Origin of the sequence: Pseudomonas sivasensis, assembly GCF_021391435.1 — a bacterium.
Lineage (GTDB): Bacteria > Pseudomonadota > Gammaproteobacteria > Pseudomonadales > Pseudomonadaceae > Aquipseudomonas > Aquipseudomonas sivasensis.
Map to the genome: position 1 here is coordinate 5,198,393 of NZ_CP090029.1, position 21,608 is coordinate 5,220,000.

General features: G+C 57.2%; 23 protein-coding genes, 1 tRNA gene, 2 rRNA genes and 1 pseudogene (1 of these 27 cut by a window edge). 3 read left to right on the forward strand and 24 right to left on the reverse strand.

Annotation, left to right across the window (positions count from 1 at the left end):
• Window positions 1–15: 15 nt before the first annotated feature.
• From ispG to trmJ, 15 genes are all read right to left on the reverse strand, one after another.
• Window positions 16–1,125: a flavodoxin-dependent (E)-4-hydroxy-3-methylbut-2-enyl-diphosphate synthase gene (ispG, locus tag LRO94_RS23500; RefSeq protein WP_003175952.1), complete on the reverse strand. Its 1,110-nt coding sequence runs from the start codon at window positions 1,123–1,125 to the stop codon at window positions 16–18.
• A 2-nt stretch (window positions 1,126–1,127) separates the two neighbouring features.
• Window positions 1,128–2,117: a RodZ domain-containing protein gene (locus LRO94_RS23505; RefSeq protein WP_179179897.1), complete on the reverse strand. Its 990-nt coding sequence runs from the start codon at window positions 2,115–2,117 to the stop codon at window positions 1,128–1,130.
• The gene (gene pilW, locus LRO94_RS23510) at window positions 2,117–2,875 is read right to left on the reverse strand and encodes a type IV pilus biogenesis/stability protein PilW (RefSeq protein ID WP_179179896.1); all 759 of its coding nucleotides are present in this window, start codon (window positions 2,873–2,875) and stop codon (window positions 2,117–2,119) included. The genes LRO94_RS23505 and pilW overlap by 1 nt, the downstream gene beginning before the upstream one ends.
• A 12-nt stretch (window positions 2,876–2,887) precedes the next feature.
• Window positions 2,888–4,036 carry a 23S rRNA (adenine(2503)-C(2))-methyltransferase RlmN gene (rlmN, locus tag LRO94_RS23515; protein ID WP_032890704.1) on the reverse strand — a complete coding sequence of 383 codons (1,149 nt, stop codon included), beginning with the start codon at window positions 4,034–4,036 and terminating at the stop codon, window positions 2,888–2,890.
• Between the two features lie 29 nt (window positions 4,037–4,065).
• A complete protein-coding gene (gene ndk, locus LRO94_RS23520) occupies window positions 4,066–4,491 on the reverse strand; it encodes a nucleoside-diphosphate kinase (protein ID WP_003175956.1) in 426 nt (141 codons plus the stop codon).
• Window positions 4,492–4,582: 91 nt separating this feature from the next.
• Window positions 4,583–4,783, reverse strand: a complete 201-nt coding sequence (gene iscX, locus LRO94_RS23525) for a Fe-S cluster assembly protein IscX (RefSeq protein WP_032890702.1) — start codon at window positions 4,781–4,783, stop codon at window positions 4,583–4,585.
• Window positions 4,784–4,797: 14 nt separating this feature from the next.
• Complete coding sequence (fdx, locus tag LRO94_RS23530; protein WP_032890689.1) at window positions 4,798–5,139, reverse strand: ISC system 2Fe-2S type ferredoxin; 342 nt, start codon at window positions 5,137–5,139, stop codon at window positions 4,798–4,800.
• Window positions 5,140–5,142: 3 nt separating this feature from the next.
• A complete protein-coding gene (hscA, locus tag LRO94_RS23535) occupies window positions 5,143–7,005 on the reverse strand; it encodes a Fe-S protein assembly chaperone HscA (RefSeq protein ID WP_032890687.1) in 1,863 nt (620 codons plus the stop codon).
• Between the two features lie 51 nt (window positions 7,006–7,056).
• A complete protein-coding gene (gene hscB, locus LRO94_RS23540) occupies window positions 7,057–7,578 on the reverse strand; it encodes a co-chaperone HscB (RefSeq protein WP_179179895.1) in 522 nt (173 codons plus the stop codon).
• A gap of 8 nt (window positions 7,579–7,586) precedes the next feature.
• Window positions 7,587–7,910 carry an iron-sulfur cluster assembly protein IscA gene (iscA, locus tag LRO94_RS23545; RefSeq protein ID WP_003209680.1) on the reverse strand — a complete coding sequence of 108 codons (324 nt, stop codon included), beginning with the start codon at window positions 7,908–7,910 and terminating at the stop codon, window positions 7,587–7,589.
• Between the two features lie 28 nt (window positions 7,911–7,938).
• Complete coding sequence (iscU, locus tag LRO94_RS23550) at window positions 7,939–8,325, reverse strand: Fe-S cluster assembly scaffold IscU (RefSeq protein ID WP_003209682.1); 387 nt, start codon at window positions 8,323–8,325, stop codon at window positions 7,939–7,941.
• A gap of 99 nt (window positions 8,326–8,424) precedes the next feature.
• On the reverse strand, window positions 8,425–9,639 hold the full coding sequence (locus LRO94_RS23555; RefSeq protein ID WP_032890684.1) for an IscS subfamily cysteine desulfurase: 1,215 nt from the start codon (window positions 9,637–9,639) through the stop codon (window positions 8,425–8,427).
• 50 nt (window positions 9,640–9,689) lie between these two features.
• Window positions 9,690–10,181, reverse strand: coding sequence for a Fe-S cluster assembly transcriptional regulator IscR (gene iscR / locus LRO94_RS23560; protein WP_003194020.1), 492 nt, complete (start codon window positions 10,179–10,181; stop codon window positions 9,690–9,692).
• Between the two features lie 302 nt (window positions 10,182–10,483).
• On the reverse strand, window positions 10,484–11,266 hold the full coding sequence (gene cysE / locus LRO94_RS23565; protein WP_032890682.1) for a serine O-acetyltransferase: 783 nt from the start codon (window positions 11,264–11,266) through the stop codon (window positions 10,484–10,486).
• A 2-nt stretch (window positions 11,267–11,268) separates the two neighbouring features.
• Window positions 11,269–12,039, reverse strand: coding sequence for a tRNA (cytosine(32)/uridine(32)-2'-O)-methyltransferase TrmJ (gene trmJ, locus LRO94_RS23570; protein WP_032890680.1), 771 nt, complete (start codon window positions 12,037–12,039; stop codon window positions 11,269–11,271).
• Between the two features lie 145 nt (window positions 12,040–12,184).
• On the opposite strand from trmJ, the gene suhB reads away from it, so the two are divergent.
• Complete coding sequence (gene suhB / locus LRO94_RS23575; protein WP_003175971.1) at window positions 12,185–13,000, forward strand: type III secretion system regulator SuhB; 816 nt, start codon at window positions 12,185–12,187, stop codon at window positions 12,998–13,000.
• Between the two features lie 203 nt (window positions 13,001–13,203).
• Here the strand turns inward: suhB and LRO94_RS23580 are convergent, their stop codons facing one another.
• The 6 genes from LRO94_RS23580 to queA all read right to left on the reverse strand — a co-directional run bounded on the left by LRO94_RS23580 (window position 13,204) and on the right by queA (window position 19,278).
• The gene (locus LRO94_RS23580; protein ID WP_032890678.1) at window positions 13,204–13,746 is read right to left on the reverse strand and encodes a glycine zipper 2TM domain-containing protein; all 543 of its coding nucleotides are present in this window, start codon (window positions 13,744–13,746) and stop codon (window positions 13,204–13,206) included.
• 124 nt (window positions 13,747–13,870) lie between these two features.
• Window positions 13,871–14,785, reverse strand: a complete 915-nt coding sequence (secF, locus tag LRO94_RS23585; protein ID WP_032890676.1) for a protein translocase subunit SecF — start codon at window positions 14,783–14,785, stop codon at window positions 13,871–13,873.
• Window positions 14,786–14,794: 9 nt separating this feature from the next.
• Window positions 14,795–16,663 (reverse strand): protein translocase subunit SecD, encoded by a 1,869-nt coding sequence (gene secD, locus LRO94_RS23590; protein WP_032890673.1) that lies wholly within the window; start codon window positions 16,661–16,663, stop codon window positions 14,795–14,797.
• A 62-nt stretch (window positions 16,664–16,725) separates the two neighbouring features.
• Window positions 16,726–17,064 (reverse strand): preprotein translocase subunit YajC, encoded by a 339-nt coding sequence (gene yajC, locus LRO94_RS23595; RefSeq protein ID WP_003175975.1) that lies wholly within the window; start codon window positions 17,062–17,064, stop codon window positions 16,726–16,728.
• Between the two features lie 43 nt (window positions 17,065–17,107).
• The gene (tgt, locus tag LRO94_RS23600; RefSeq protein ID WP_003175976.1) at window positions 17,108–18,223 is read right to left on the reverse strand and encodes a tRNA guanosine(34) transglycosylase Tgt; all 1,116 of its coding nucleotides are present in this window, start codon (window positions 18,221–18,223) and stop codon (window positions 17,108–17,110) included.
• A 5-nt stretch (window positions 18,224–18,228) separates the two neighbouring features.
• Complete coding sequence (queA, locus tag LRO94_RS23605; RefSeq protein WP_032890671.1) at window positions 18,229–19,278, reverse strand: tRNA preQ1(34) S-adenosylmethionine ribosyltransferase-isomerase QueA; 1,050 nt, start codon at window positions 19,276–19,278, stop codon at window positions 18,229–18,231.
• A gap of 108 nt (window positions 19,279–19,386) precedes the next feature.
• Between queA and LRO94_RS23610 the strand changes: the two genes are divergently transcribed.
• Together LRO94_RS23610 and LRO94_RS23615 are read left to right on the forward strand one after the other, a co-directional pair.
• Window positions 19,387–19,471, forward strand: a tRNA-Leu gene (locus LRO94_RS23610).
• 547 nt (window positions 19,472–20,018) lie between these two features.
• Window positions 20,019–20,168: a hypothetical protein gene (locus LRO94_RS23615; RefSeq protein ID WP_233896898.1), complete on the forward strand. Its 150-nt coding sequence runs from the start codon at window positions 20,019–20,021 to the stop codon at window positions 20,166–20,168.
• Window positions 20,169–20,253: 85 nt separating this feature from the next.
• Here the strand turns inward: LRO94_RS23615 and LRO94_RS23620 are convergent.
• The 3 genes and pseudogenes from LRO94_RS23620 to LRO94_RS23630 all read right to left on the reverse strand — a co-directional run.
• Window positions 20,254–20,674 (reverse strand): annotated as a pseudogene (locus LRO94_RS23620) (IS3 family transposase); the annotation flags it as partial.
• A 193-nt stretch (window positions 20,675–20,867) separates the two neighbouring features.
• Window positions 20,868–20,983 (reverse strand): 5S ribosomal RNA (gene rrf / locus LRO94_RS23625).
• A 169-nt stretch (window positions 20,984–21,152) separates the two neighbouring features.
• Window positions 21,153–21,608: ribosomal RNA gene (locus LRO94_RS23630) — 23S ribosomal RNA — on the reverse strand; it runs 2,436 nt beyond the window's last position.

Genomic DNA, 21,608 nt, shown 5'->3' on the forward strand with positions numbered 1-21,608 from the left:
CTTAAATTCGTTCAATCAGCCGCGAGCGATCAGCGCTGCGTCAGCGGCGACCTTTTCGGCCGCTTTCTCGCGGATCAGCTTTTCCAGCTCATCCACAAGATTGTCATTCGTTAACTTCTGCGACGGCTTGCCGTCGATGTAAATCAGGTTGGGTGTACCGCCGGTCAAGCCCACATGCGCTTCCTTGGCTTCACCCGGCCCGTTGACCACGCAACCGATCACCGCAACATCCAGCGGTACCAGCAGGTCTTCAAGGCGCAACTCCAAATCGTTCATGGTTTTCACCACGTCGAAGTTCTGCCGCGAGCAGCTCGGGCAGGCAATGAAGTTGATGCCACGGGAACGTAAACGCAGGGATTTGAGAATGTCGTAACCGACTTTCACTTCCTCTACAGGGTCTGCCGCCAACGAGATGCGGATAGTATCGCCAATCCCTTCGGCGAGCAGCATACCGAGACCTACCGCAGATTTCACTGTGCCTGAGCGCAAACCGCCAGCCTCGGTGATACCCAAGTGCAATGGCTGCACGATTTCCTTCGCAAGCAGCCGGTAAGCTTCAACCGCCATGAACACGTCGGAGGCTTTTACGCTGACTTTGAAGTCTTGGAAATTCAGGCGTTCAAGGTGCTCAACGTGGCGCAATGCCGACTCAACCAGCGCCGCCGGAGTGGGCTCGCCGTATTTCTTTTGCAGGTCTTTTTCCAGAGAACCTGCGTTGACGCCGATGCGGATCGGGATCCCACGATCACGGGCAGCATCCACCACCGCGCGCACACGGTCTTCACGACCGATGTTGCCTGGGTTGATACGCAGGCAATCGACACCCAGTTCAGCCACGCGCAACGCGATCTTGTAGTCGAAGTGAATGTCTGCAACCAACGGCACCTTGACCAACTGTTTGATGCGGCCGAAGGCTTCCGCAGCGTCCATGTCCGGCACGGAAACCCGCACTATGTCCACGCCAGCGGCTTCCAAACGGTTGATCTGGGCCACAGTGGCGGCTACATCATTGGTGTCGCTGTTGGTCATACTTTGTACTGCGATGGGGGCGTCGCCGCCCACCGGCACCGAGCCGACCCAGATCTTGCGCGATACGCGACGTTTGATTGGAGATTCGCCGTGCATGACTATTGTCCCAACTTGAGGCGAGCAGTCTCGCCACTGGTGAACGGCGCCACGTCCACAGGCTGACCGTTGTAGGCCACTTGCGCGCCACGGGCGAAGCCCAGACGCAGCGTCAGAGGAGGCTTACCGCCTTGGTCAAGAGTATCTCCCTTACGCTTAAGACCACTAAACAGCACTTTACCGTTGCCATCGGTGACTTGCGTCCAGCAGTCAGCAATGTAGGTCACTTGTACGCGCCCGTCACCGGCGATCAATGCTGGAGTGGTAGGTGGCGAAATAGCTGGCGTAGCCGAGGCTGCTGGAGCGGGGGGCGCGGACGCGGGTGCTGCCGGCGTATGAGCCTGGGCGGTGGGCGCTGCCGGAGTCGCTGGCGCTACAGGAGCAGGCACAGCGGCGGTTGTCGCAGGAGCGGTTTCCGGGGCCGGTTGCTCGGTCGCGAGCGGCGCTTCAGACGTGGCCTGCCCCTCGGCAACAGCCTGGTCTTCCGGTTCATCCAACGGATGGATCTGCGTGGTGCCATCGGCGCTTTCGACTTCGACGTGCTCCATCGCGCTGCTGGTCAGGTCTTTACTGCGCTGAGAGGCTTGGTCTTGCCACCAGACAAACCCGCCACCGATCACCGCAACAAGCAGCAACAGGCTAACAATTCGCAAAATGGTGTGGGAAACGCGCACTGGCTCTTCGATACGACCCAGGCCATGAACACTGCTGCCCTGGGAATCGGTGCCGGTGAATTGGTCGAACTCCTGAACCAGAACGGTCTGGTCGATACCCAGCAATTTGGCGTATGCGCGGATATAGCCTCGGGCGAAGGTGTGCCCAGGCAGCTTATCGAACGCGCCAGCTTCCAGATTGCCCAAGGACGTGGTGGTCAAATTGAGCTTGAGGGCCACTTCCGCCAGCGACCAACCATTGCTTTCGCGGGCCTGACGCAAGGTTTCGCCTGGGTTTACGCGATTAGCTGCTACAACTTCCGGGTGCGCCGCTTTCATCATTGCTCCGACAGGTATTGCTGATATTCCGGCGTACCGGGATAGAGTCGTTCGAGTTGCTGGCCAAAATGTGCGGCCGTGTCGCGTTCTTCATGAACTGTCGCCAGGCGCACACCGAGCAATAGACTACGTGCATTTTGCCCGCTGAGCAGGCTAAAACGCTCGTAATAGTCACGTGCCGGCACATAATGCCTGTCTTCGTAAGACAACTCAGCCATTTCGAGCAACGCCCGCGGCTGGCGACTGTTCAGGTGCAGGGCTTTTTCCAATTGCTGGCGAGCACTGTCGCGCTGGCCGAGACGCATTGAGGTCACCCCAAGGTTCTCGAAGACCCGCGAACGCTCTGGGTAAAGGGTGTCGGAAGAAGCTTGCTGGAAATAACGGGAAGCCTGGTCATAACGTTTCTGTTCGAACAGGAAGCTGCCGTAATTGTTCAGCAGCCGAGGGTCGGCAGGACGGAAGGCCAAAGCCTTTCTGAAATACTGATCGGCAAGTTCAGGTTCGGCCTGGGCTTGGAACACCAAGGCCAATGCAGCGTTGGCGTCGGCATCGTTGTTGTCCAGCTCAAGGGCCTTTTTCAAAGGCACCTTGGCCTGCTCGCTCATGCCCTGCTGCAGGTAACCCAACCCCAGTTGCACATAGGCAACTCGCGCCTCATCACGACCTTTACCGGTTTGCAAAGGGCTCTCATGGCCCGATGAAACACAACCGGCCGCGAGGCCGGTAACAAGCAGAAGCAGCGCAAGGCGCAAGGGCATAGAGATCCTCTCTCAGATTCGATTCACAGCGATTTGCGGCATGTCGTCGGCGGCATTCAGTTCACGCACGGCGATATAACGTTCGCTGCGACGGGTGCGATCCAGCACCTGTCCTACCAATTGGCCGCAGGCGGCGTCGATGTCTTCACCACGAGTGGTGCGTACGGTGACGTTGTAGCCTGCCTGGTGCAGTTGATCCTGGAAACGACGAATGGCGTTGTTGCTCGGCCGCTCGTAGCCAGAATGGGGAAACGGGTTAAACGGGATCAGGTTGATCTTGCACGGGGTGTTCTTGAGCAACTCGATCATCTCGATCGCGTGTTCGACCTTGTCGTTGATGTCCTTGAGCATGGTGTACTCAATGGTCAGCACGCGTTTCTCACCCAAAGTCGCCATGTAACGCTGGCAAGATTCGAGCAGCATCTTAAGCGGATACTTCTTGTTGATCGGCACCAATTGGTTACGCAATGCGTCATTAGGTGCGTGCAGCGACAACGCCAGGGATACGTCGATGTGCTTGGCCAGCTCATCAATCATCGGTACCACACCGGAGGTCGACAGGGTCACACGGCGTTTGGAGATGCCGTAGCCCAGGTCGTCCATCATCAGATGCATGGCCGCAATCACGTTGTCGAAGTTCAGCAGCGGCTCACCCATGCCCATCATCACCACGTTGGTGATGGCACGGTCGACGGTCGCCGGGACGCTGCCAAAGGATTTGTTGGCAATCCACACCTGGCCGATGACTTCGGCGGCAGTGAGGTTGCTATTGAAGCCTTGCTTGCCGGTGGAGCAGAAACTGCAATCCAGGGCACAGCCTGCCTGGGACGAAACGCACAAGGTGCCACGTTTGCCCTGGGGAATGTACACGGTCTCGACGCAGCTGCCGGACGCCACGCGCACCACCCATTTACGGGTGCCGTCGGTGGAAATGTCCTCGCTGACAACTTCGGGACCACGGACCTCAGCAATGGCCTTGAGCTTGTCGCGCAGGGCCTTGCTGACGTTCGTCATGGCGTCGAAATCGTCGACACCAAAGTGGTGAATCCATTTCATTACCTGACCGGCACGGAAGCGCTTCTCCCCGATTGAGTCGAAGAATTTCTCCATTTCCGGCTGAGTCAGACCCAGCAGGTTGGTTTTAACAGTCGATGTAGTCATGGATTCACCCTCACTCTTTAAGCCAATGCTTAGCGAGCGGTTACTTCAGTAGCAGCGAAAAAGTACGAGATTTCGCGAGCAGCGGCAGCTTCGGAGTCCGAGCCGTGTACAGCATTGGCGTCGATGGATTCAGCGAAGTCAGCACGGATAGTGCCGGCAGCAGCTTCTTTAGGGTTGGTAGCGCCCATCAGCTCACGGTTCAGAGCGATAGCGTTTTCCCCTTCCAGAACCTGAACAACAACAGGACCGGAGATCATGAAGGCAACCAGGTCGCCGAAGAAGCCACGAGCGCTGTGCTCAGCGTAGAAGCCTTCAGCTTCAGCCTTGGACAGTTGCTTGAGTTTCGAAGCTACAACCTTCAGGCCGGCTTTTTCGAAACGAGTGGTGATCTCGCCGATGACGTTTTTTGCAACAGCGTCAGGCTTGATGATGGAGAAAGTACGTTGAACAGCCATGGTGTAACTCCAGAAACGGTAATTTACGAAAAATTAAACCCGCGAATTATACGCGGGTTATTGGGTATTGCCTAACTGCGTAAAAGGCGGCTCAGTCTGCTTCTTCGATCCACAGGCCCTGAATCGCCTCCAGAACCTTTTCGCCACCCCGATCCGGGATGTCATCGAATTCCGGCAGCGCCATTACGAGATCACGCAGTTTGACGAAGTTCACGGTAAGAGGATTGACCTCAGGATGAGCTTCAGCAAGTTGTATAGCGATTTCTTGTACATCAACCCATTTCAGGCTCATGACAGTTCCTTGAATCAATGCGGCGCTTCGGCCGCATGGTTGAGCGAATATTTCGGAATTTCGACAGTGATGTCCTCAGTTCCCACCTTTGCCTGACAGCTTAGACGCGATTGCGCTTCCAAGCCCCAGGCACGATCGAGAAAGTCCTCTTCCAGCTCGTCGGCTTCTTCAAGCGAATTGAAACCCTCGCGAATGATGCAGTGACAAGTGGTACAGGCGCACACGCCACCACAAGCGCTTTCGATTTCGATGTGGTTGTCATGGGCAACTTCGAGGATGGACTTGCCGGTCTCAGCCTCCACAACCATACCGTCCGGACAATGCTCGGCGTGTGGCAGAAAAATGACCTGCGGCATTAATTATTCCTCGATTTCATTCAGGTTGCGTCCCGCCAGGGCGGCTTTTACCGTCTGGTCCATACGGCGGGCGGCAAAGGCATCGGTCACTTGCGACAAGCGCTTGGTCTGTTGCTCGATAGCATAACCATCAGTGCCTTTCATCAGTTCGGCCAATTCATGCATCTGCAGGTCGATGACCATGCGCTCTTCGGCATCCAGCAGGCGTTCGCCGTCAGCCTCAAGGGCGCCCTGCACCGCTTCAAGCAGGCGCTGCGCATCCACTTGCTGTTCGCGCAGCACACGGGCGACCTTGTCGTCACCGGCGTACTGGAACGAGTCCTTGAGCATCTTGGCGATTTCGCCGTCGGTGAGGCCGTAGGAAGGCTTCACCTGGATGCTGGCTTCAACACCCGACCCCAGCTCACGGGCCGCGACACTAAGCAGGCCGTCGGCGTCGACTTGGAAGGTCACACGAATTTTCGCAGCACCGGCTACCATCGCAGGGATACCACGCAATTCGAAACGCGCCAGGGAGCGGCAGTCACTGATCAGCTCGCGCTCGCCTTGCAGCACATGAATCATCATGGCCGTCTGGCCGTCTTTATAAGTGGTGAAGTCCTGGGCGCGGGCGACGGGGATGGTGGTGTTGCGCGGAATCACCTTCTCCATCAAGCCGCCCATGGTCTCCAGCCCCAGCGACAACGGAATCACGTCGAGGAGCAGCAGTTCGCCACCATCGCGCTTGTTGCCGGCCAAGGTGTCTGCCTGGATCGCTGCGCCGATGGCGACTACTTGATCGGGGTCGATTTCGGTCAGTGGCTCGCGACCAAAAGCCTCGGCAACTGCCCCACGAACACGCGGCACACGGGTCGAACCACCCACCATGACCACGGCACCGACGTCTTCCAACTCGATACCGGAATCACGTACGGCGCGACGGCACGCCTTGAGGCTGCGGGCGACCATTGGCTCGATCAACGCATCGAAGGCTTCGCGCGTCAGCGGTGCCGACCAGTTGCCGTAAGACACGTCAATAGAGGCAGCATCAGTCAGCGCTTCTTTAGCGGCACAAGCAGTTTGCAGCAAGTTGCGCTGTGCGCCTGGATCCAAGTCCGCGGACAAGCCGGCACTGCTGATAATCCAGCCTGCGATCGCGTGGTCGAAGTCATCGCCGCCCAGCGCGCTGTCGCCACCAGTAGCCAGCACCTCAAACACACCGCCGGTCAGGCGCAGGATCGAAATATCAAAAGTGCCGCCGCCCAGGTCATAAATGGCAACCAGACCTTCGGCGTGCTGGTCCAGACCGTAGGCCACAGCAGCAGCAGTCGGCTCGTTGAGCAGGCGCAGCACGTTGAGGCCGGCAAGCTTCGCCGCATCCTTGGTGGCTTGACGCTGTGCGTCGTCGAAATAAGCTGGAACCGTGATCACTGCACCGACCAATTCGCCGCCCAAGGTCGTTTCTGCACGCTGGCGCAGCACCTTGAGGATATCAGCCGACACTTCCACCGGGCTTTTCGGCCCCTGGACAGTATCGATGAAAGGCATGTGGGATTCGCCGCCGACAAAGCGATACGGCAGTTGGTCGCCGAGCTGCTTGACGTCGGACAAGCCACGCCCCATCAAGCGCTTGACAGACAGCACAGTGTTCAAAGGATCGCTAGATGCCGCCAACTTGGCAGACTCACCGACCTCGGTGCGATCAGCGTGATAGCGCACGGCCGAGGGCAGGATGACCTGCCCATCAGCGTCCGGCAGCGGTTCGGACAGGCCACTGCGCAGGGCAGCGACCAGGGAATTGGTGGTGCCCAGGTCAATCCCGACCGCCAGGCGACGCTGGTGCGGTTGAGGGCTTTGGCCGGGTTCGGCGATTTGCAGTAATGCCATGGTAATCAGGTCTTATCTGTCTATCAGGCGTGCATCACGGGCAGCACTGGGTTAATCGTCGAGGCGCTCTTCTAGCTGGCGCACTTCGTAGGTGAGCTTGTCGAGGAACTGCATACGTCGCATCAGGCGTTCAGCCTGTTCACGTTGCTCTGCATCATCCCAACAGGCTGCGAAGCTTTCGTTGAGCTCATCCTGGGCCACTTTCAGACGGCGCTTGAAGACGGCGACACCGGCCACATCGGCCTCGTCGTGTAGGTCTTCGAGCTCTTCGCGCCACTGCATTTGCTGCATCAGGAAGTCGGGATCGTGAACCGTGACTTCAATCGGCAACTCGCCGCCGTTCATGGCGAGCAGGTAACGCGCGCGCTTTGGCGGACTCTTCAGTGTCTGATAGGCCTCGTTGAGGCTGGCCGACTGCTGCAGGGCCAGGCGTTGCTCACGCTCGGAAGCGTCAGCGAAGCGGTCCGGATGCACCCCACGCGCCAACTCTCGGTAGCGCGTGGCAAGCTGCTCAAGGTCCAGCCGAAAGCTCGGCTGCAGCTCGAATAAAGCGAAATGACAAGGAGTACCCACGAATAGCCTCAGATGTTGAAGCTTTCGCCGCAGCCACACTCACCGCGTACGTTGGGGTTGTTGAACTTGAAGCCCTCGTTCAACCCTTCCTTGACGAAATCGAGTTCGGTGCCGTCCAGGTAGGTCAGGCTTTTAGGATCGATGATCACTTTCTCGCCGTGACTTTCGAACACCTGGTCTTCCTCAACCACCTCGTCGACAAACTCCAGCACGTAGGCAAGGCCGGAACAGCCCGTGGTGCGAACACCCAGACGAATCCCCTCACCTTTACCGCGCCCATTCAGGGAGCGGCGAATGTGCTGCGCAGCCGCTTCTGTCATGCTGATAGCCATCGTTGACTCCTTACTCGTCGCCAAATGCTTAGATCAAGCCTTTCTTCTGCTTGTAGTCGCGAACGGCCGCCTTGATGGCGTCTTCTGCGAGTACGGAGCAGTGGATTTTCACTGGCGGCAGGGCCAGTTCTTCGGCCAACTGGGTGTTGCTGATAGTCACAGCCTCATCCAGAGTCTTGCCTTTCATCCATTCGGTTGCCAGAGAACTGGAGGCGATGGCCGAACCGCAACCGTAAGTCTTGAACTTGGCGTCTTCGATGACGCCAGCTTCGTTGACTTTGATCTGCAGGCGCATCACATCGCCGCACGCCGGAGCGCCGACCATGCCGGTGCCGACATCAGGATCTTCCGCGTTCATCTTGCCGACGTTGCGCGGGTTTTCGTAGTGGTCAATGACCTTTTCGCTGTAAGCCATGGTACTGAATCCTCACTCATCAGGGCCGCTCTGGAACCCTGTAAAAACGCCTGCGTTTTCCGCCACGTTCCTACAGAGCTTGGGTGGCGGCTTCTATAGTTAGTGTGCCGCCCACTCGATCTTGGAAATATCGACACCGTCTTTGTACATGTCCCACAGCGGCGACAGAACGCGCAGCTTGTTGACGGCTTCGCAGACTTTCTGCGCGGCGTAGTCGACTTGTTCTTCGGTGGTGAAGCGGCCGAACGTAAAGCGGATCGAGCTATGTGCCAGTTCGTCGTTGCGGCCCAGGGCGCGCAGTACGTACGAAGGCTCAAGAGAGGCCGAGGTGCAGGCCGAACCGGACGAAACCGCCAGGTCCTTGAGCGCCATGATCAGCGACTCGCCTTCGACGTAGTTGAAGCTCAAATTCAAGTTATGCGGTACGCGGGCGGTCATGCTGCCGTTTATGTACAGCTCTTCAAGGTTCTCGACCTGCTTGTAGAAGCGATCGCTCAGGGCCTTGATGCGCACGTTTTCGGCAGCCATGTCTTCCTTGGCTACACGGAAGGCTTCGCCCATGCCTACGATTTGGTGGGTCGCCAGGGTGCCAGAACGCATGCCGCGTTCGTGACCGCCGCCGTGCATGGTGGCCTCGATGCGCACGCGTGGCTTACGGCTCACGTACAGCGCGCCGATACCTTTAGGCCCGTAAGTCTTGTGGGCCGAGAACGACATCAGGTCAACTTTCAGCTTGGACAGGTCGATATCAACCTTGCCGGTGGACTGAGCAGCGTCGACGTGCAACAGAATGCCCTTGGAGCGAGTCAGCTCGCCGATGGCCGAGATGTCGTTGATGGTGCCGATTTCGTTGTTTACGTGGATCACGGAAACCAAGATTGTGTCTTCACGCAGCGCGGCTTCAATCATGGCCGGGGTGACGATACCGTCGGTGGTCGGCTCAAGGTAGGTAACTTCGAAACCTTCACGCTCCAGTTGACGCATGGTGTCGAGGACAGCCTTGTGCTCAATCTTGGTGGTGATCAGGTGCTTGCCTTTGGTCGCGTAGAAATGCGCCGCGCCCTTGATTGCCAGGTTGTCGGACTCAGTGGCGCCGGAAGTCCAGACGATTTCGCGCGGGTCGGCATTAACAAGGTCGGCGACTTGGCGACGAGCATTCTCGACCGCTTCCTCGGCTTTCCAGCCGAATACATGGGAACGGGAGGCCGGGTTGCCGAAGTTTCCATCGACCAGCAGGCACTCGCTCATCTTTTGCGCGACACGCGGATCAACCGGGGTGGTCGCTGAGTAATCAAGGTAAATCGGCAATTTCATGGACTTTCTCCTAAATCAGGCTGGCTGGCGTGCCGTTAGCTCTTCGGCTGTCACTCGACGGCGGACGCTTCAATCTTGTCCAGACGCGGCGCCTTAGTGTTGCAACGGCGCTGGTCCTGACGCTGGGCTACTTCTTGTACCTCACGGCGAGTCACAAGATCAGCCAAGCTGATACCACTCAAAAACTCATGGATCTGCAGACTCAAGTCACACCACAAATGGTGCGTCAGGCAGGTGTCGCCTGCATGGCAGTCACCCAGGCCCTGGCATTTGGTCGCGTCAACGGATTCGTTGACCGCATCGATCACCTGGGCCACCTGAATGCCCTGCATATCGCGGGACAACTGATAGCCGCCACCTGGCCCACGCACGCTGGAGACCAGATTGCTACGGCGCAATTTGGCGAACAGCTGCTCAAGATAGGACAGGGAAATGCCTTGGCGCTCGGAGATATCGGCCAGGGACACCGGCCCAGTTTGCGCGTGCAGAGCCAGGTCGAGCATGGCAGTCACCGCGTATCGGCCTTTTGTAGTCAGTCTCATGGACAATTACCAAGGTGTTTCAGAATGTGGGCAAGTATGCGATTCCCGAGTATTTAAGTCAACTATAAGACCTAGTACTTTAGTCAGGATTACCCGTAAAAAGGGCGCGCGAATCATAGCAGGATGGGGTGGGGACGAACAGCGGGAACAGGGCCTAGCGGCTACTCCGAGACCAATGGAGGTCAAGGTGTAGGAGGCAACCGCTCCCAATAGCAGCGGACCAGCCCACTTAGTGAACGACTAACAAACCGCTATCGAGAGCAAGCCCCCTCCCACAGGTGACTTTCAGTGCCTGGAAGACCTCAACCAGTCTTCGTCGCAGCTTCGTCCTTGATCTCGGCGAAGTCCTCTTCGCGCAGCTCAGGAAGTTCTTTCGCACAGTAACTGCTGCCCAGCTCCTTCAGCGCGCCGCACATACCGTCCAGCTTCCCGTCCACCGCCTGCAAGTGGTCAAGCAACTGGCCGATGGCGCGCGCGACCGGATCAGGCATGTCTTCACTGACTCCATAGGCATCAAAGCCGATCTTCTCGGCCATTGCCTTGCGCTTTGCTTCCTGCTCATCGCCAACTTCCGGCTTGACGATGATTCGGCCCGGAATACCCACCACGGTTGCGCCAGGCGGTACAGCCTTGGTCACGACCGCATTGGAGCCAACCTTAGCGCCAGCACCTACGGTGAATGGCCCTAGCACCTTGGCGCCGGCCCCTACCACCACGCCATCGCCCAACGTTGGGTGGCGCTTGCCTTTGTTCCAGCTAGTGCCGCCCAACGTCACACCTTGATAGAGCGTGACATCGTCGCCAATCTCAGCAGTTTCACCGATGACGATACCCATACCATGATCGATAAAAAAACGGCGCCCAACCTTGGCCCCCGGATGAATCTCGATACCCGTCAACCAGCGGCCGAAGTTCGACACCAGTCGCGCCAGCCATTTCCAGCCCATGCCCCACAAGGCGCCGGACAGCCGATGAATCCAGATCGCGTGCATACCCGGATAGCAGGTCAGCACTTCAAAGGCGTTGCGGGCCGCCGGGTCACGGTGGAAAACACTCTGGATATCTTCTCGCAAACGCTCGAACATTTTTAATCCTTCCGCTTAAGAAGCTCGCCACGGGCCGCTTTTTGGGTTTCCGTGAGGATGCCACGCAATATATTCATTTCCGCCCGGCTTACCGAGCTGCGCCCGTACAACCGACGCAGGCGCGCCATCAAGTGCCGCGGCTTGTCAGGGTCAAGGAATTCGATAGCCACCAGGGTTTGCTCCAGGTGCTCATAGAACCGCTCCAGCTCATCCATGGTGGCCAGCTCGCCACTTTTGGTCGACGCAACCTCTTCCTTTTCCATTTTGCTTGGCTGACCGGCAGCTGCCAGCCACGCCATGCGCACTTCGTAAGTCAGCACCTGCACCGCAGCCCCGAGGTTCAGTGAACTGAATTCAGGGTCCGATGGAATGTGCACATGGTAGTGACATCGCTGCAGCTCCTCATTGGTGAGGCCGGAGTCTTCACGACCAAACACTAAGGCGATTTCAGCGCCACCAGCAGCCTCTTCCACCACTTTGCCGCCGCATTCACGGGGATCCAGCAAAGGCCAGGGGATACGACGATCACGGGCGCTGGTGCCGAGCACCAGATTGCAGCCGACCAAAGCATCCTCCAGGGTGGCGACGATCTGGGCTTTTTCAAGGATGTCATTGGCACCGGATGCACGGGCATCGGCCTCGTGATGCGGGAACACACGCGGTTCGACCAGCACCAGGCGCGTCAGCCCCATGTTTTTCATGGCACGCGCCACCCCACCGATATTGCCTGGATGACTGGTATTGACCAAGACGACACGAATGTTTTGCAGCAAGGGAGGCGCTCTCGGACACGGGAAAGGGGAGCAAATCTTACAGAACAGCCTAAGGTTATGCCATGAAAGCTAACGTCGTCCTTCACCTGAAGAAAGTTTCTGCTAGAATGCTCGGCTTTCTTTAACAACCTTAGGTGACACATCCATGCAGCCCATGCTGAATATCGCGCTGCGCGCCGCCCGCAGCGCCAGTGAATTGATTTTCCGCTCCATCGAGCGCCTGGATACCATCAAGGTCGACGAAAAAGACGCCAAGGATTATGTATCCGAGGTAGACCGCGCCGCCGAACAGAAAATCATCGACGCACTGCGCAAGGCTTACCCTACCCACGGCATCCTGGGTGAGGAAACCGGCCTGCATAAAGGTAGCGGCGAAGGCGAAGACTACCTGTGGATCATCGACCCACTGGATGGCACCACCAACTTCCTGCGCGGCATCCCCCACTTCGCAGTAAGCATCGCCTGCAAATACCGTGGCCGCCTGGAACATGCCGTCGTCCTCGACCCGGTTCGCCAGGAAGAATTCACCGCCAGCCGTGGCCGTGGCGCCCAGCTGAACGGTCGCCGCCTGCGAGTCAGCGGCCGTACCAGTCTCGACGGCGCCCTGCTGGGTACCGGCTTCCCCTTCCGCGATGACCAGATGGACAACCTGGAAAACTACCTGGGCATGTTCCGCGCCCTGGTTGGCCAGACCGCAGGTATCCGTCGCGCTGGCGCAGCGAGCTTGGACCTGGCCTATGTTGCTGCCGGTCGTTTTGATGCGTTCTGGGAGTCAGGCCTGTCCGAGTGGGACATGGCTGCAGGCGCTCTGCTGATCCAGGAAGCCGGTGGCTTGGTGAGCGACTTCACCGGTGGTCACGACTTCCTGGAAAAAGGCCACGTCGTTGCTGGCAACACCAAATGCTTCAAGGCAGTGCTGACGGCTATACAGCCACACCTGCCAGCCTCGCTGAAGCGTTAAGCTAGCGAGCATAAAAAAAGCACCCTTCGGGGTGCTTTTTTATGCCTGCGATTTGGTGCGAACTTGAATACCAGCAACGCTACCAATCAATGTGAAAGGGATGTTGCCTCCGATGACAGCAGCTCAGTTACAGACTCATTAACCGATGCGCCCACATCAAAAGCAAGCCCCCTCTCACACCTTCAACTATGACAAGCCTCAAATTATTGCTGGTTTTGACCCAACACTAAACGACCTTCTTTATCGACCGGAATCTGGCCACCCGGATCACGATCCATCCGCACCGAGCCTTCCTTACCATCCAAGGTGTAACGCACGTCATAGCCGACTACCTTGTCGCTGATGTCGTTGACGGTGTTACAACGCGTTTGTGTGGTGGTGTAGGTATCGCGATTCTGCATACCCTCTTGAACCTTGTTACCGGCATAACCACCACCGACCGCACCGGCTACCGTCGCTAGCTTCTTACCGTTACCGCCACCGATCTGATTACCTAGCAAACCACCCGCCAATGCACCCACAACGGTACCTGCGATCTGGTGTTGATCCTGCACCGGTCGCTGCCGAGTAACTGCGACGTCCTTACAGACTTCGCGAGGGGTCTTGATCTGGGTTTTTACCGGCTGCACCGCCAGCACTTGCGCATACTCAGGGCCGCTTTTTACCAGGCTGTAGGTGGCGACAGCACCCCCGGCAGTTACACCGACAGCACCCAATACCGCACCAACCAGTAACGACTTGTTCACGTTGAACCTCCTGACCATCACAAACGGACCGAAAGATCCGCGCTATACCCAGCCTTGGAGCAAAAAAAAAGGCACGAGTTCAATACTCGTGCCTTTCTTGTAACAGCAGATCAACAAGCGCTCATTAAGGGCGGTCGTCGACCTCCTTGCCAGTCGCGGCTGGAGGGATCAAGTCTTCGCTGTTGAGGTTCAACCAGATCAGCACCACGTTGGCGATGTAGATCGACGAGTAAGTACCCGCCAGAACGCCGATAAACAGCGCCAGGGAGAAGCCCCACAAGTTGTCACCGCCGAAGATCATCAGCGCAGCAATCGCCAGCAAAGTGGAGATTGATGTCGCCATGGTACGCAGCAGGGTCTGAGTGGTGGAGATGTTGATGTTCTCGATCAACGTCGCCTTGCGCAATACGCGGAAGTTCTCACGAACCCGGTCGAATACCACGATTGTGTCGTTGAGCGAGTAACCAATAATCGCCAGCACAGCCGCCAGTACGGTCAGATCGAAGGTTATCTGGAAGTACGCGAGAATACCTACGGTCACGATCACGTCGTGGATCAGCGACACAATCGCGCCGACACCGAACTTCCACTGAAAGCGGAAAGCCAGGTAAATCATGATGCCGACGAGTGCCATCAGCATGCCAAGGCCGCCTTGGTCGCGCAGCTCTTCACCTACTTGCGGGCCGACAAACTCGACGCGCTTGACCGACGCGGGATTGTCGCCGCCAACCTTTTGCAAGGCTTCGGCTACTTGGTGACCCAGTTGCGGATCTTCGCCTGGCATGCGCACCAGCAGGTCGGTGGTCGCACCAAAGCTCTGCACCACGGCCTCGTGATAACCGGCCTTTACCAGCTCGTTGCGCACTAAGGTAACGTCGGCCGGCTTCTCGTAGGTCAGCTCAATGAGCGTACCCCCGGTGAAATCCAAACCGTAGTTCAGGCCCTTATGGAACCAGCTGAACAACGCCAGAACGGTAAGGAGCACAGTGACGCCGAACGCAATGTTGCGAACGCCCATGAAGTTGATTGTACGTAACATGGCAGCCCCTTAAATCCACAACTTCTTGAAGTCACGCCCGCCAAAGATCAGGTTGACCATTGCGCGGGTCACCATGATGGCCGTGAACATCGAGGTAAAGATACCGAGGGACATGGTCACCGCAAAACCTTTGACAGGGCCGGTGCCCATGGCAAAGAGAATCCCGCCAACCAGCAATGTGGTCAGGTTGGAGTCGAGAATCGCGGTAAATGCCCGGCCGAAGCCTTCGTTGATTGCGCGCTGCACAGTCATGCCTGCGGCGATCTCTTCACGTATCCGCGAGAAGATCAGCACGTTGGCATCTACCGCCATACCCATGGTGAGTACGATACCGGCGATACCCGGCAAGGTCAGCGTAGCGCCCAGCAGCGACATCAAGGCCAGCAGCATCACCATGTTGCCCGCCAGGGCTACGGTAGCGATGATGCCGAAGAAGCGGTAGATGGCGATGATGAACAGCGACACGAACAACATGCCCCACAGTGCAGCATCCACGCCTTTGGTGATGTTGTCCGCACCCAGGCTCGGGCCGATGGTGCGCTCTTCAGCGAAGTACATCGGCGCCGCCAGGCCACCAGCACGCAGCAGCAGTGCCAGCTCCGAGGATTCACCCTGGCCGTTCAGGCCAGTGATACGGAACTGAGCACCCAGCGGCGACTGGATGGTCGCCAGGCTGATGATCTTCTTCTCTTCCTTGAAGGTCTGCACCGGCACGTCTTTCTCGACGCCGTTGACGATCTGCTTGGTGTAGGTAGTAACAGGACGCTGCTCGATGAAGATCACCGCCATACTGCGACCGACGTTGCTGCGCGTGGCGCGGCTCATCAGTTCGCCGCCGTGACCATCCAGGCGAATGTTAACTTCAGGTGTGCCGTGCTCGCCGAACCCGGCCTTGGCGTCGGTTACCTGATCACCCGTGATGATCAAACCACGCTCGATTTGCGCAGGCGGACGATTGCCTTCACGGAATTCGAACTCCTCGGAAGTCGCGCGGGAAGCGCCTGGCTCAGCTGCGAGACGGAATTCCAGGTTGGCAGTTTTACCCAGGATACGCTTGGCTTCAGCGGTGTCCTGCACGCCTGGCAGCTCAACCACAATGCGGTTGGCGCCCTGGCGCTGAACGATCGGCTCGGCCACGCCCAGCTCGTTGACGCGGTTACGTACCGTGGTCAAGTTCTGCTTGATGGAATACTCGCGGATTTCGGCGATCTTGGCCGGGCTCATTGCAAGACGCAGCACGGCCTGACCGTTCAGGTCAGCCGGTACGATGTCAAAATCGTTGAAGTTCTTGCGGATCAGCGCACGGGCCTGTTCGCGGGAAGCTTCGTCTGAGAAGCCCAACTGGATGGCGCCGTTGAGCTGCGGCAGGCTGCGATAACGCAACTTTTCTTTGCGCAGCAGGCTCTTCACATCGCCCTCATAGACTTTCAGGCGTGCGTCGAGGGCTTTGTCCATGTCGACTTCCAGCAGGAAGTGCACACCGCCGGACAAGTCCAGACCCAACTTCATCGGGTGCGCGCCAATGCTGCGCAGCCATTGCGGCGTGGTCTGTGCCAGGTTCAGCGCAACGACGTAGTCGTCACCCATGGCCTTGCGCACGACGTCTTTGGCCGGCAATTGGTCTTCTTGCTTGGTCAGGCGCAACAAGCCGCCTTTCGCACCAGCCGCCAATGTTGCCGCTTTAACTTGGATACCCGCGTCGTTAAGAGCCTTGCTCGCGCGTTCCAGGTCAGCCTGATTGACCTGCAACGAAGTGCTGGCGCCAGTGATCTGGATCGCCGGATCATCAGGATAGAGATTGGGAGCGGAATAAATAAAACCGATCGCCAGCACCGCCAGGATCAGTACGTATTTCCACAGAGGGTATTTGTTCAGCATCACGCCGCCCGCTTATAACGCGGGGCGCCTTGCGCGCCCCGTCGATTGGTAAAGGTTGTTACTTAGATCGCTTTGAGCGTGCCTTTTGGCAGCGTGGCGGCGATGGCGCCCTTCTGGAACTTCATTTCTACAGTGTCGGAGACTTCCAGAACCACGAAAGCGTCGGAAACCTTGGTGATTTTGCCGGCGATACCGCCAGTGGTCACAACTTCGTCACCTTTCTGCAGGCTGCCCAGCAGGTTTTTCTGCTCTTTGGCACGCTTGGCCTGTGGACGCCAGATCATGAGGTAGAAGATGACCAGGAAGCCGACCAGGAAAATCCACTCGAAACCACCGCCCATAGGGCCGGCAGCAGCAGGCGCAGCGGCGTCAGCCATGGCGTTAGAGATAAAAAAGCTCATTTAGCACTCCAGTTGCAAATAGTGAATCTTAGGGTCGGAAAACTCAGTCCAAGGGCGGCACAGGGAGCCCGCGCTTGGCATAGAAGGCATCGACGAAGGCGGCCAATGTACCCTGTTGAATAGCCTCGCGCAAACCAGCCATCAGGACTTGGTAGTGACGCAAATTGTGGATGGTATTCAACATGCTACCCAGCATTTCCCCGCATTTGTCCAGATGGTGCAGATAAGCACGGGAGAAGTTCTGGCAGGTGTAGCAATCACAGGTGGGATCCAGCGGCGAATCATCATGGCGATGGAACGCGTTACGGATCTTCAGCACGCCTGTATCGATAAACAGATGCCCATTGCGGGCATTACGGGTTGGCATCACGCAATCGAACATGTCCACACCGCGGCGCACACCCTCTACGAGATCTTCCGGTTTGCCAACGCCCATAAGGTAACGAGGTTTGTCAGCGGGCATCAGGCCTGGCAAGTAGTCCAGCACCTTGATCATCTCGTGTTTGGGTTCGCCTACCGACAAACCGCCGATGGCCAGGCCATCGAACCCGATTTTGTCGAGGCCTTCAAGCGAGCGTTTACGCAAGCTTTCATGCATACCGCCCTGGACGATACCGAACAGCGCAGCGGTGTTATCACCGTGGGCGTTCTTCGACCGCTGAGCCCAACGTAGCGACAACTCCATGGAGATTCTCGCGACATCTTCATCGGCCGGGTAAGGCGTGCACTCGTCGAAAATCATCACGATGTCCGAACCCAGGTCACGCTGTACCTGCATCGACTCTTCCGGCCCCATGAATACTTTAGAACCATCCACCGGCGAGGCGAACGTTACGCCCTCTTCCTTGATCTTGCGCATGGCGCCCAGGCTGAACACCTGAAAACCACCGGAGTCGGTGAGGATTGGGCCTTGCCACTTCATGAAATCGTGCAGGTCGCCGTGCTTCTTGATCACTTCCGTGCCCGGACGCAGCCACAGGTGGAAGGTGTTACCAAGAATGATCTCGGCACCGGTGGCGACGATGTCACGGGGCAGCATGCCCTTTACGGTGCCGTAGGTGCCAACCGGCATGAACGCCGGCGTCTCTACCGTACCGCGAGGGAAAGTAAGGCGACCGCGACGGGCTTTGCCGTCGGTGGCCAATAATTCAAACGACATACGACTCATAAGGTTTCCTCTGGGCCGCGTGGCGCCGGGTTACGGGTGATAAACATCGCATCACCGTAGCTGAAAAAACGGTACCCATTATTGATGGCCGCTTGATAAGCCGCCATGGTTTCCGGGTAACCGGCAAATGCCGACACCAGCATCAAGAGCGTGGATTCCGGCAGATGGAAATTGGTGACCAGGCAATCGACGACGTGGAACGGCCGGCCTGGGAAGATAAATATATCGGTGTCGCCACTGAACGGTTTGAGCACACCATCACGCGCCGCGCTCTCCAAGGAGCGCACGCTGGTGGTACCCACTGCGACTACACGCCCGCCACGAGCCTTGCACGCAGCTACCGCATCGACAACTTCCTGGCTGACTTCCAGCCACTCGCTGTGCATATGGTGGTCTTCGATGTTATCCACACGCACCGGCTGAAAGGTGCCGGCCCCCACGTGCAGGGTCACATAAGCCGTCTCGACGCCCTTGGCCGCAATCGCATCCAGCAGCGGCTGGTCGAAATGCAGTCCGGCCGTTGGCGCGGCAACCGCGCCTAGGCGCTGGGAGTACACCGTCTGATAGCGCTCGCGGTCCGAGACTTCATCAGGGCGGTCGATATAGGGAGGCAGCGGCATATGGCCGACGCGCTCCAGCAGAGGCAGAACCTCTTCGGCGAACTTGAGCTCGAACAATGCATCATGGCGCGCCACCATCTCCGCTTCGCCGCCGCCTTCGATCAGAATGCTCGAACCCGGCTTCGGTGATTTGCTGGAGCGCACATGGGCTAGCACGCGATAGCTGTCCAGCACGCGCTCCACCAGAATTTCCAGCTTGCCGCCGGAGGCTTTTTGGCCAAACAACCGCGCAGGGATTACGCGGGTGTTGTTGAACACCATTAAGTCGCCTGGTTTTAAATGCTTAAGCAAATCAGTGAATTGACGGTGTGCGAGGGCACCGCTGACCCCTTCCAGGGTAAGCAGTCGGCTGGCGCGACGCTCGGCCAAAGGGTGGCGTGCGATCAGCGAATCAGGGAGTTCAAAAGTAAAGTCAGAAACGCGCATGATGGGGTTCGTCTAGCAGGGCCGGGAAGTTTAGCGGAAATAGTGAAAATAGACCATGAAACGTGATTGACCAACGGTAATCTCATCTCTATACTTCGCCGCCATTGAGCCCTGATGGCGGAATTGGTAGACGCGGCGGATTCAAAATCCGTTTTCGAAAGGAGTGGGAGTTCGAGTCTCCCTCGGGGCACCATCTTAAAAAAAGACCTTGAATTTCAAGGTCTTTTTTTTCGTCTGTGGAAAAGTGAAGTCACGTCGCCAGAGGCCGGCAAAGGTGCCCAGAAGGCGAGAACAGACAAAACCAGCCCACAAGATAGTTACAAGCCTTAAAGATCGTTGAGCGCGCTCACGCCCCGCCCCAGAAGCCTTGTGATGACATCGAAAGCCCACTCTCGCTCACCTCCCATCACGCATAAGCCAACGCGCGAATCTCGAATTACGATATCGGCCTTATCGATTGGACGAATTTGGGCTACTCCGAGGCGTCGGCAACACCCAGGCCCAACCATTGAGAGATTTCTAGCTTAGGTAGAAGGCAATATCCGTTAGGAATCCTGGCAAATGTTCCGCATTAGGCAGTGCGCGTATCCGTAAGCGTCTGCCGAACTCAACTTGCATAAGCTTGAGATTCATTATGGAGGGCTTCGCAGAGAGCTGTAGGCAGGTTTCGAGTGCAATCAACTGTTGGTTGAGGCTCGTCTCAGCACACTCGGCCTGCCGCCCTACCCAAAGGAGATGAGATGAAGGACCAATCCGCCCCTATCCTGATTGTTATCCTTGACGTTCAAGATGCGATTGATCGTCCGAACTGGGACGGCAAAAATAATCCTAACTATTTGCCGGTCAACCCGCGCCTTCTCAATCAGTGTGAATCGCCCCGGATTCTCTAGACACCTTGCAAGCTCATTGCGTAACGATTTTCAAACTCTACCGATGGTAGCTGATTGTTGAAACCATGGCGGCGTTTTACGTTGTTTCATACGTACGAATGTAGGTGATGTCAGTGACCCAAACGCTGTTGGATTCCACGACATCGAACTGGTGCTTCAACAAACTGGGTGGTGCGACCGTTGGCTTCCCCCCGCACTTTCCGGGGCGGCGTCGATAACCTGTCTGAGAACGCATACCTTAAAGATGCATCAGCCTAGCCACACAATCACCACCACAATCCTCACAGACCTAGCGCAGATCATCATGGATTTTGCGATAGCCGTAAACGCCGCCGCTCTCCAGCCAGGAATGCTTGATCAAACCCAGCAGTCGCTGGTCGTCTTTGGCGCGTATAGATTGCGGCTCAGACCGCCACGCTGTAATAACCACCGGGATGCACTATCAGCGTCAGGCAAAGCCGTCGAATCGAGTAGTCGCCCGTGCGCTGTTTGATAAAGGCGCACTTTTTGGCGAAGTATCCAAACACCTCAGACTTGGGTACCAATATAGCGCCCGATTGAAGTGTTCAAAATCATTAGGCCAGTTCAGGCCCGCCGCCCATGAGGATATTCGAGAGCTCGCCCTGATCCGCCCTCGCACTTTCCGCCCGCCCAAAACAAAACCCCATCTGCTTTCGCAAATGGGGTTTCGGAATTTAATCTTGACGATGACCTACTCTCACATGGGGAAACCCCACACTACCATCGGCGATGCATCGTTTCACTACTGAGTTCGGGATGGGATCAGGTGGTTCCAATGCTCTATGGTCGTCAAGAAATTCGGGTACTGAGTCGCGACCAGCAGGCCTCGCTTCAGCAAATTGGGTATGTGATAGCTTTCGGTGTTTGCAAGAGTCGAACTTTCGGTTCATTTCGTCTTCACACACCGCAATCTGGTGCTCTTTCGCTTTTCAGCTCGAAGCAAGCAAATTGCTTGGGTGTTATATGGTCAAGCCTCACGGGCAATTAGTATTGGTTAGCTCAACGCCTCACAGCGCTTACACACCCAACCTATCAACGTCGTAGTCTTCGACGGCCCTTCAGGGAACTCAAGGTTCCAGTGAGATCTCATCTTGAGGCTAGTTTCCCGCTTAGATGCTTTCAGCGGTTATCTATTCCGAACATAGCTACCCGGCAATGCCACTGGCGTGACAACCGGAACACCAGAGGTTCGTCCACTCCGGTCCTCTCGTACTAGGAGCAGCCCCTCTCAAATCTCAAACGTCCACGGCAGATAGGGACCGAACTGTCTCACGACGTTCTAAACCCAGCTCGCGTACCACTTTAAATGGCGAACAGCCATACCCTTGGGACCGGCTTCAGCCCCAGGATGTGATGAGCCGACATCGAGGTGCCAAACACCGCCGTCGATATGAACTCTTGGGCGGTATCAGCCTGTTA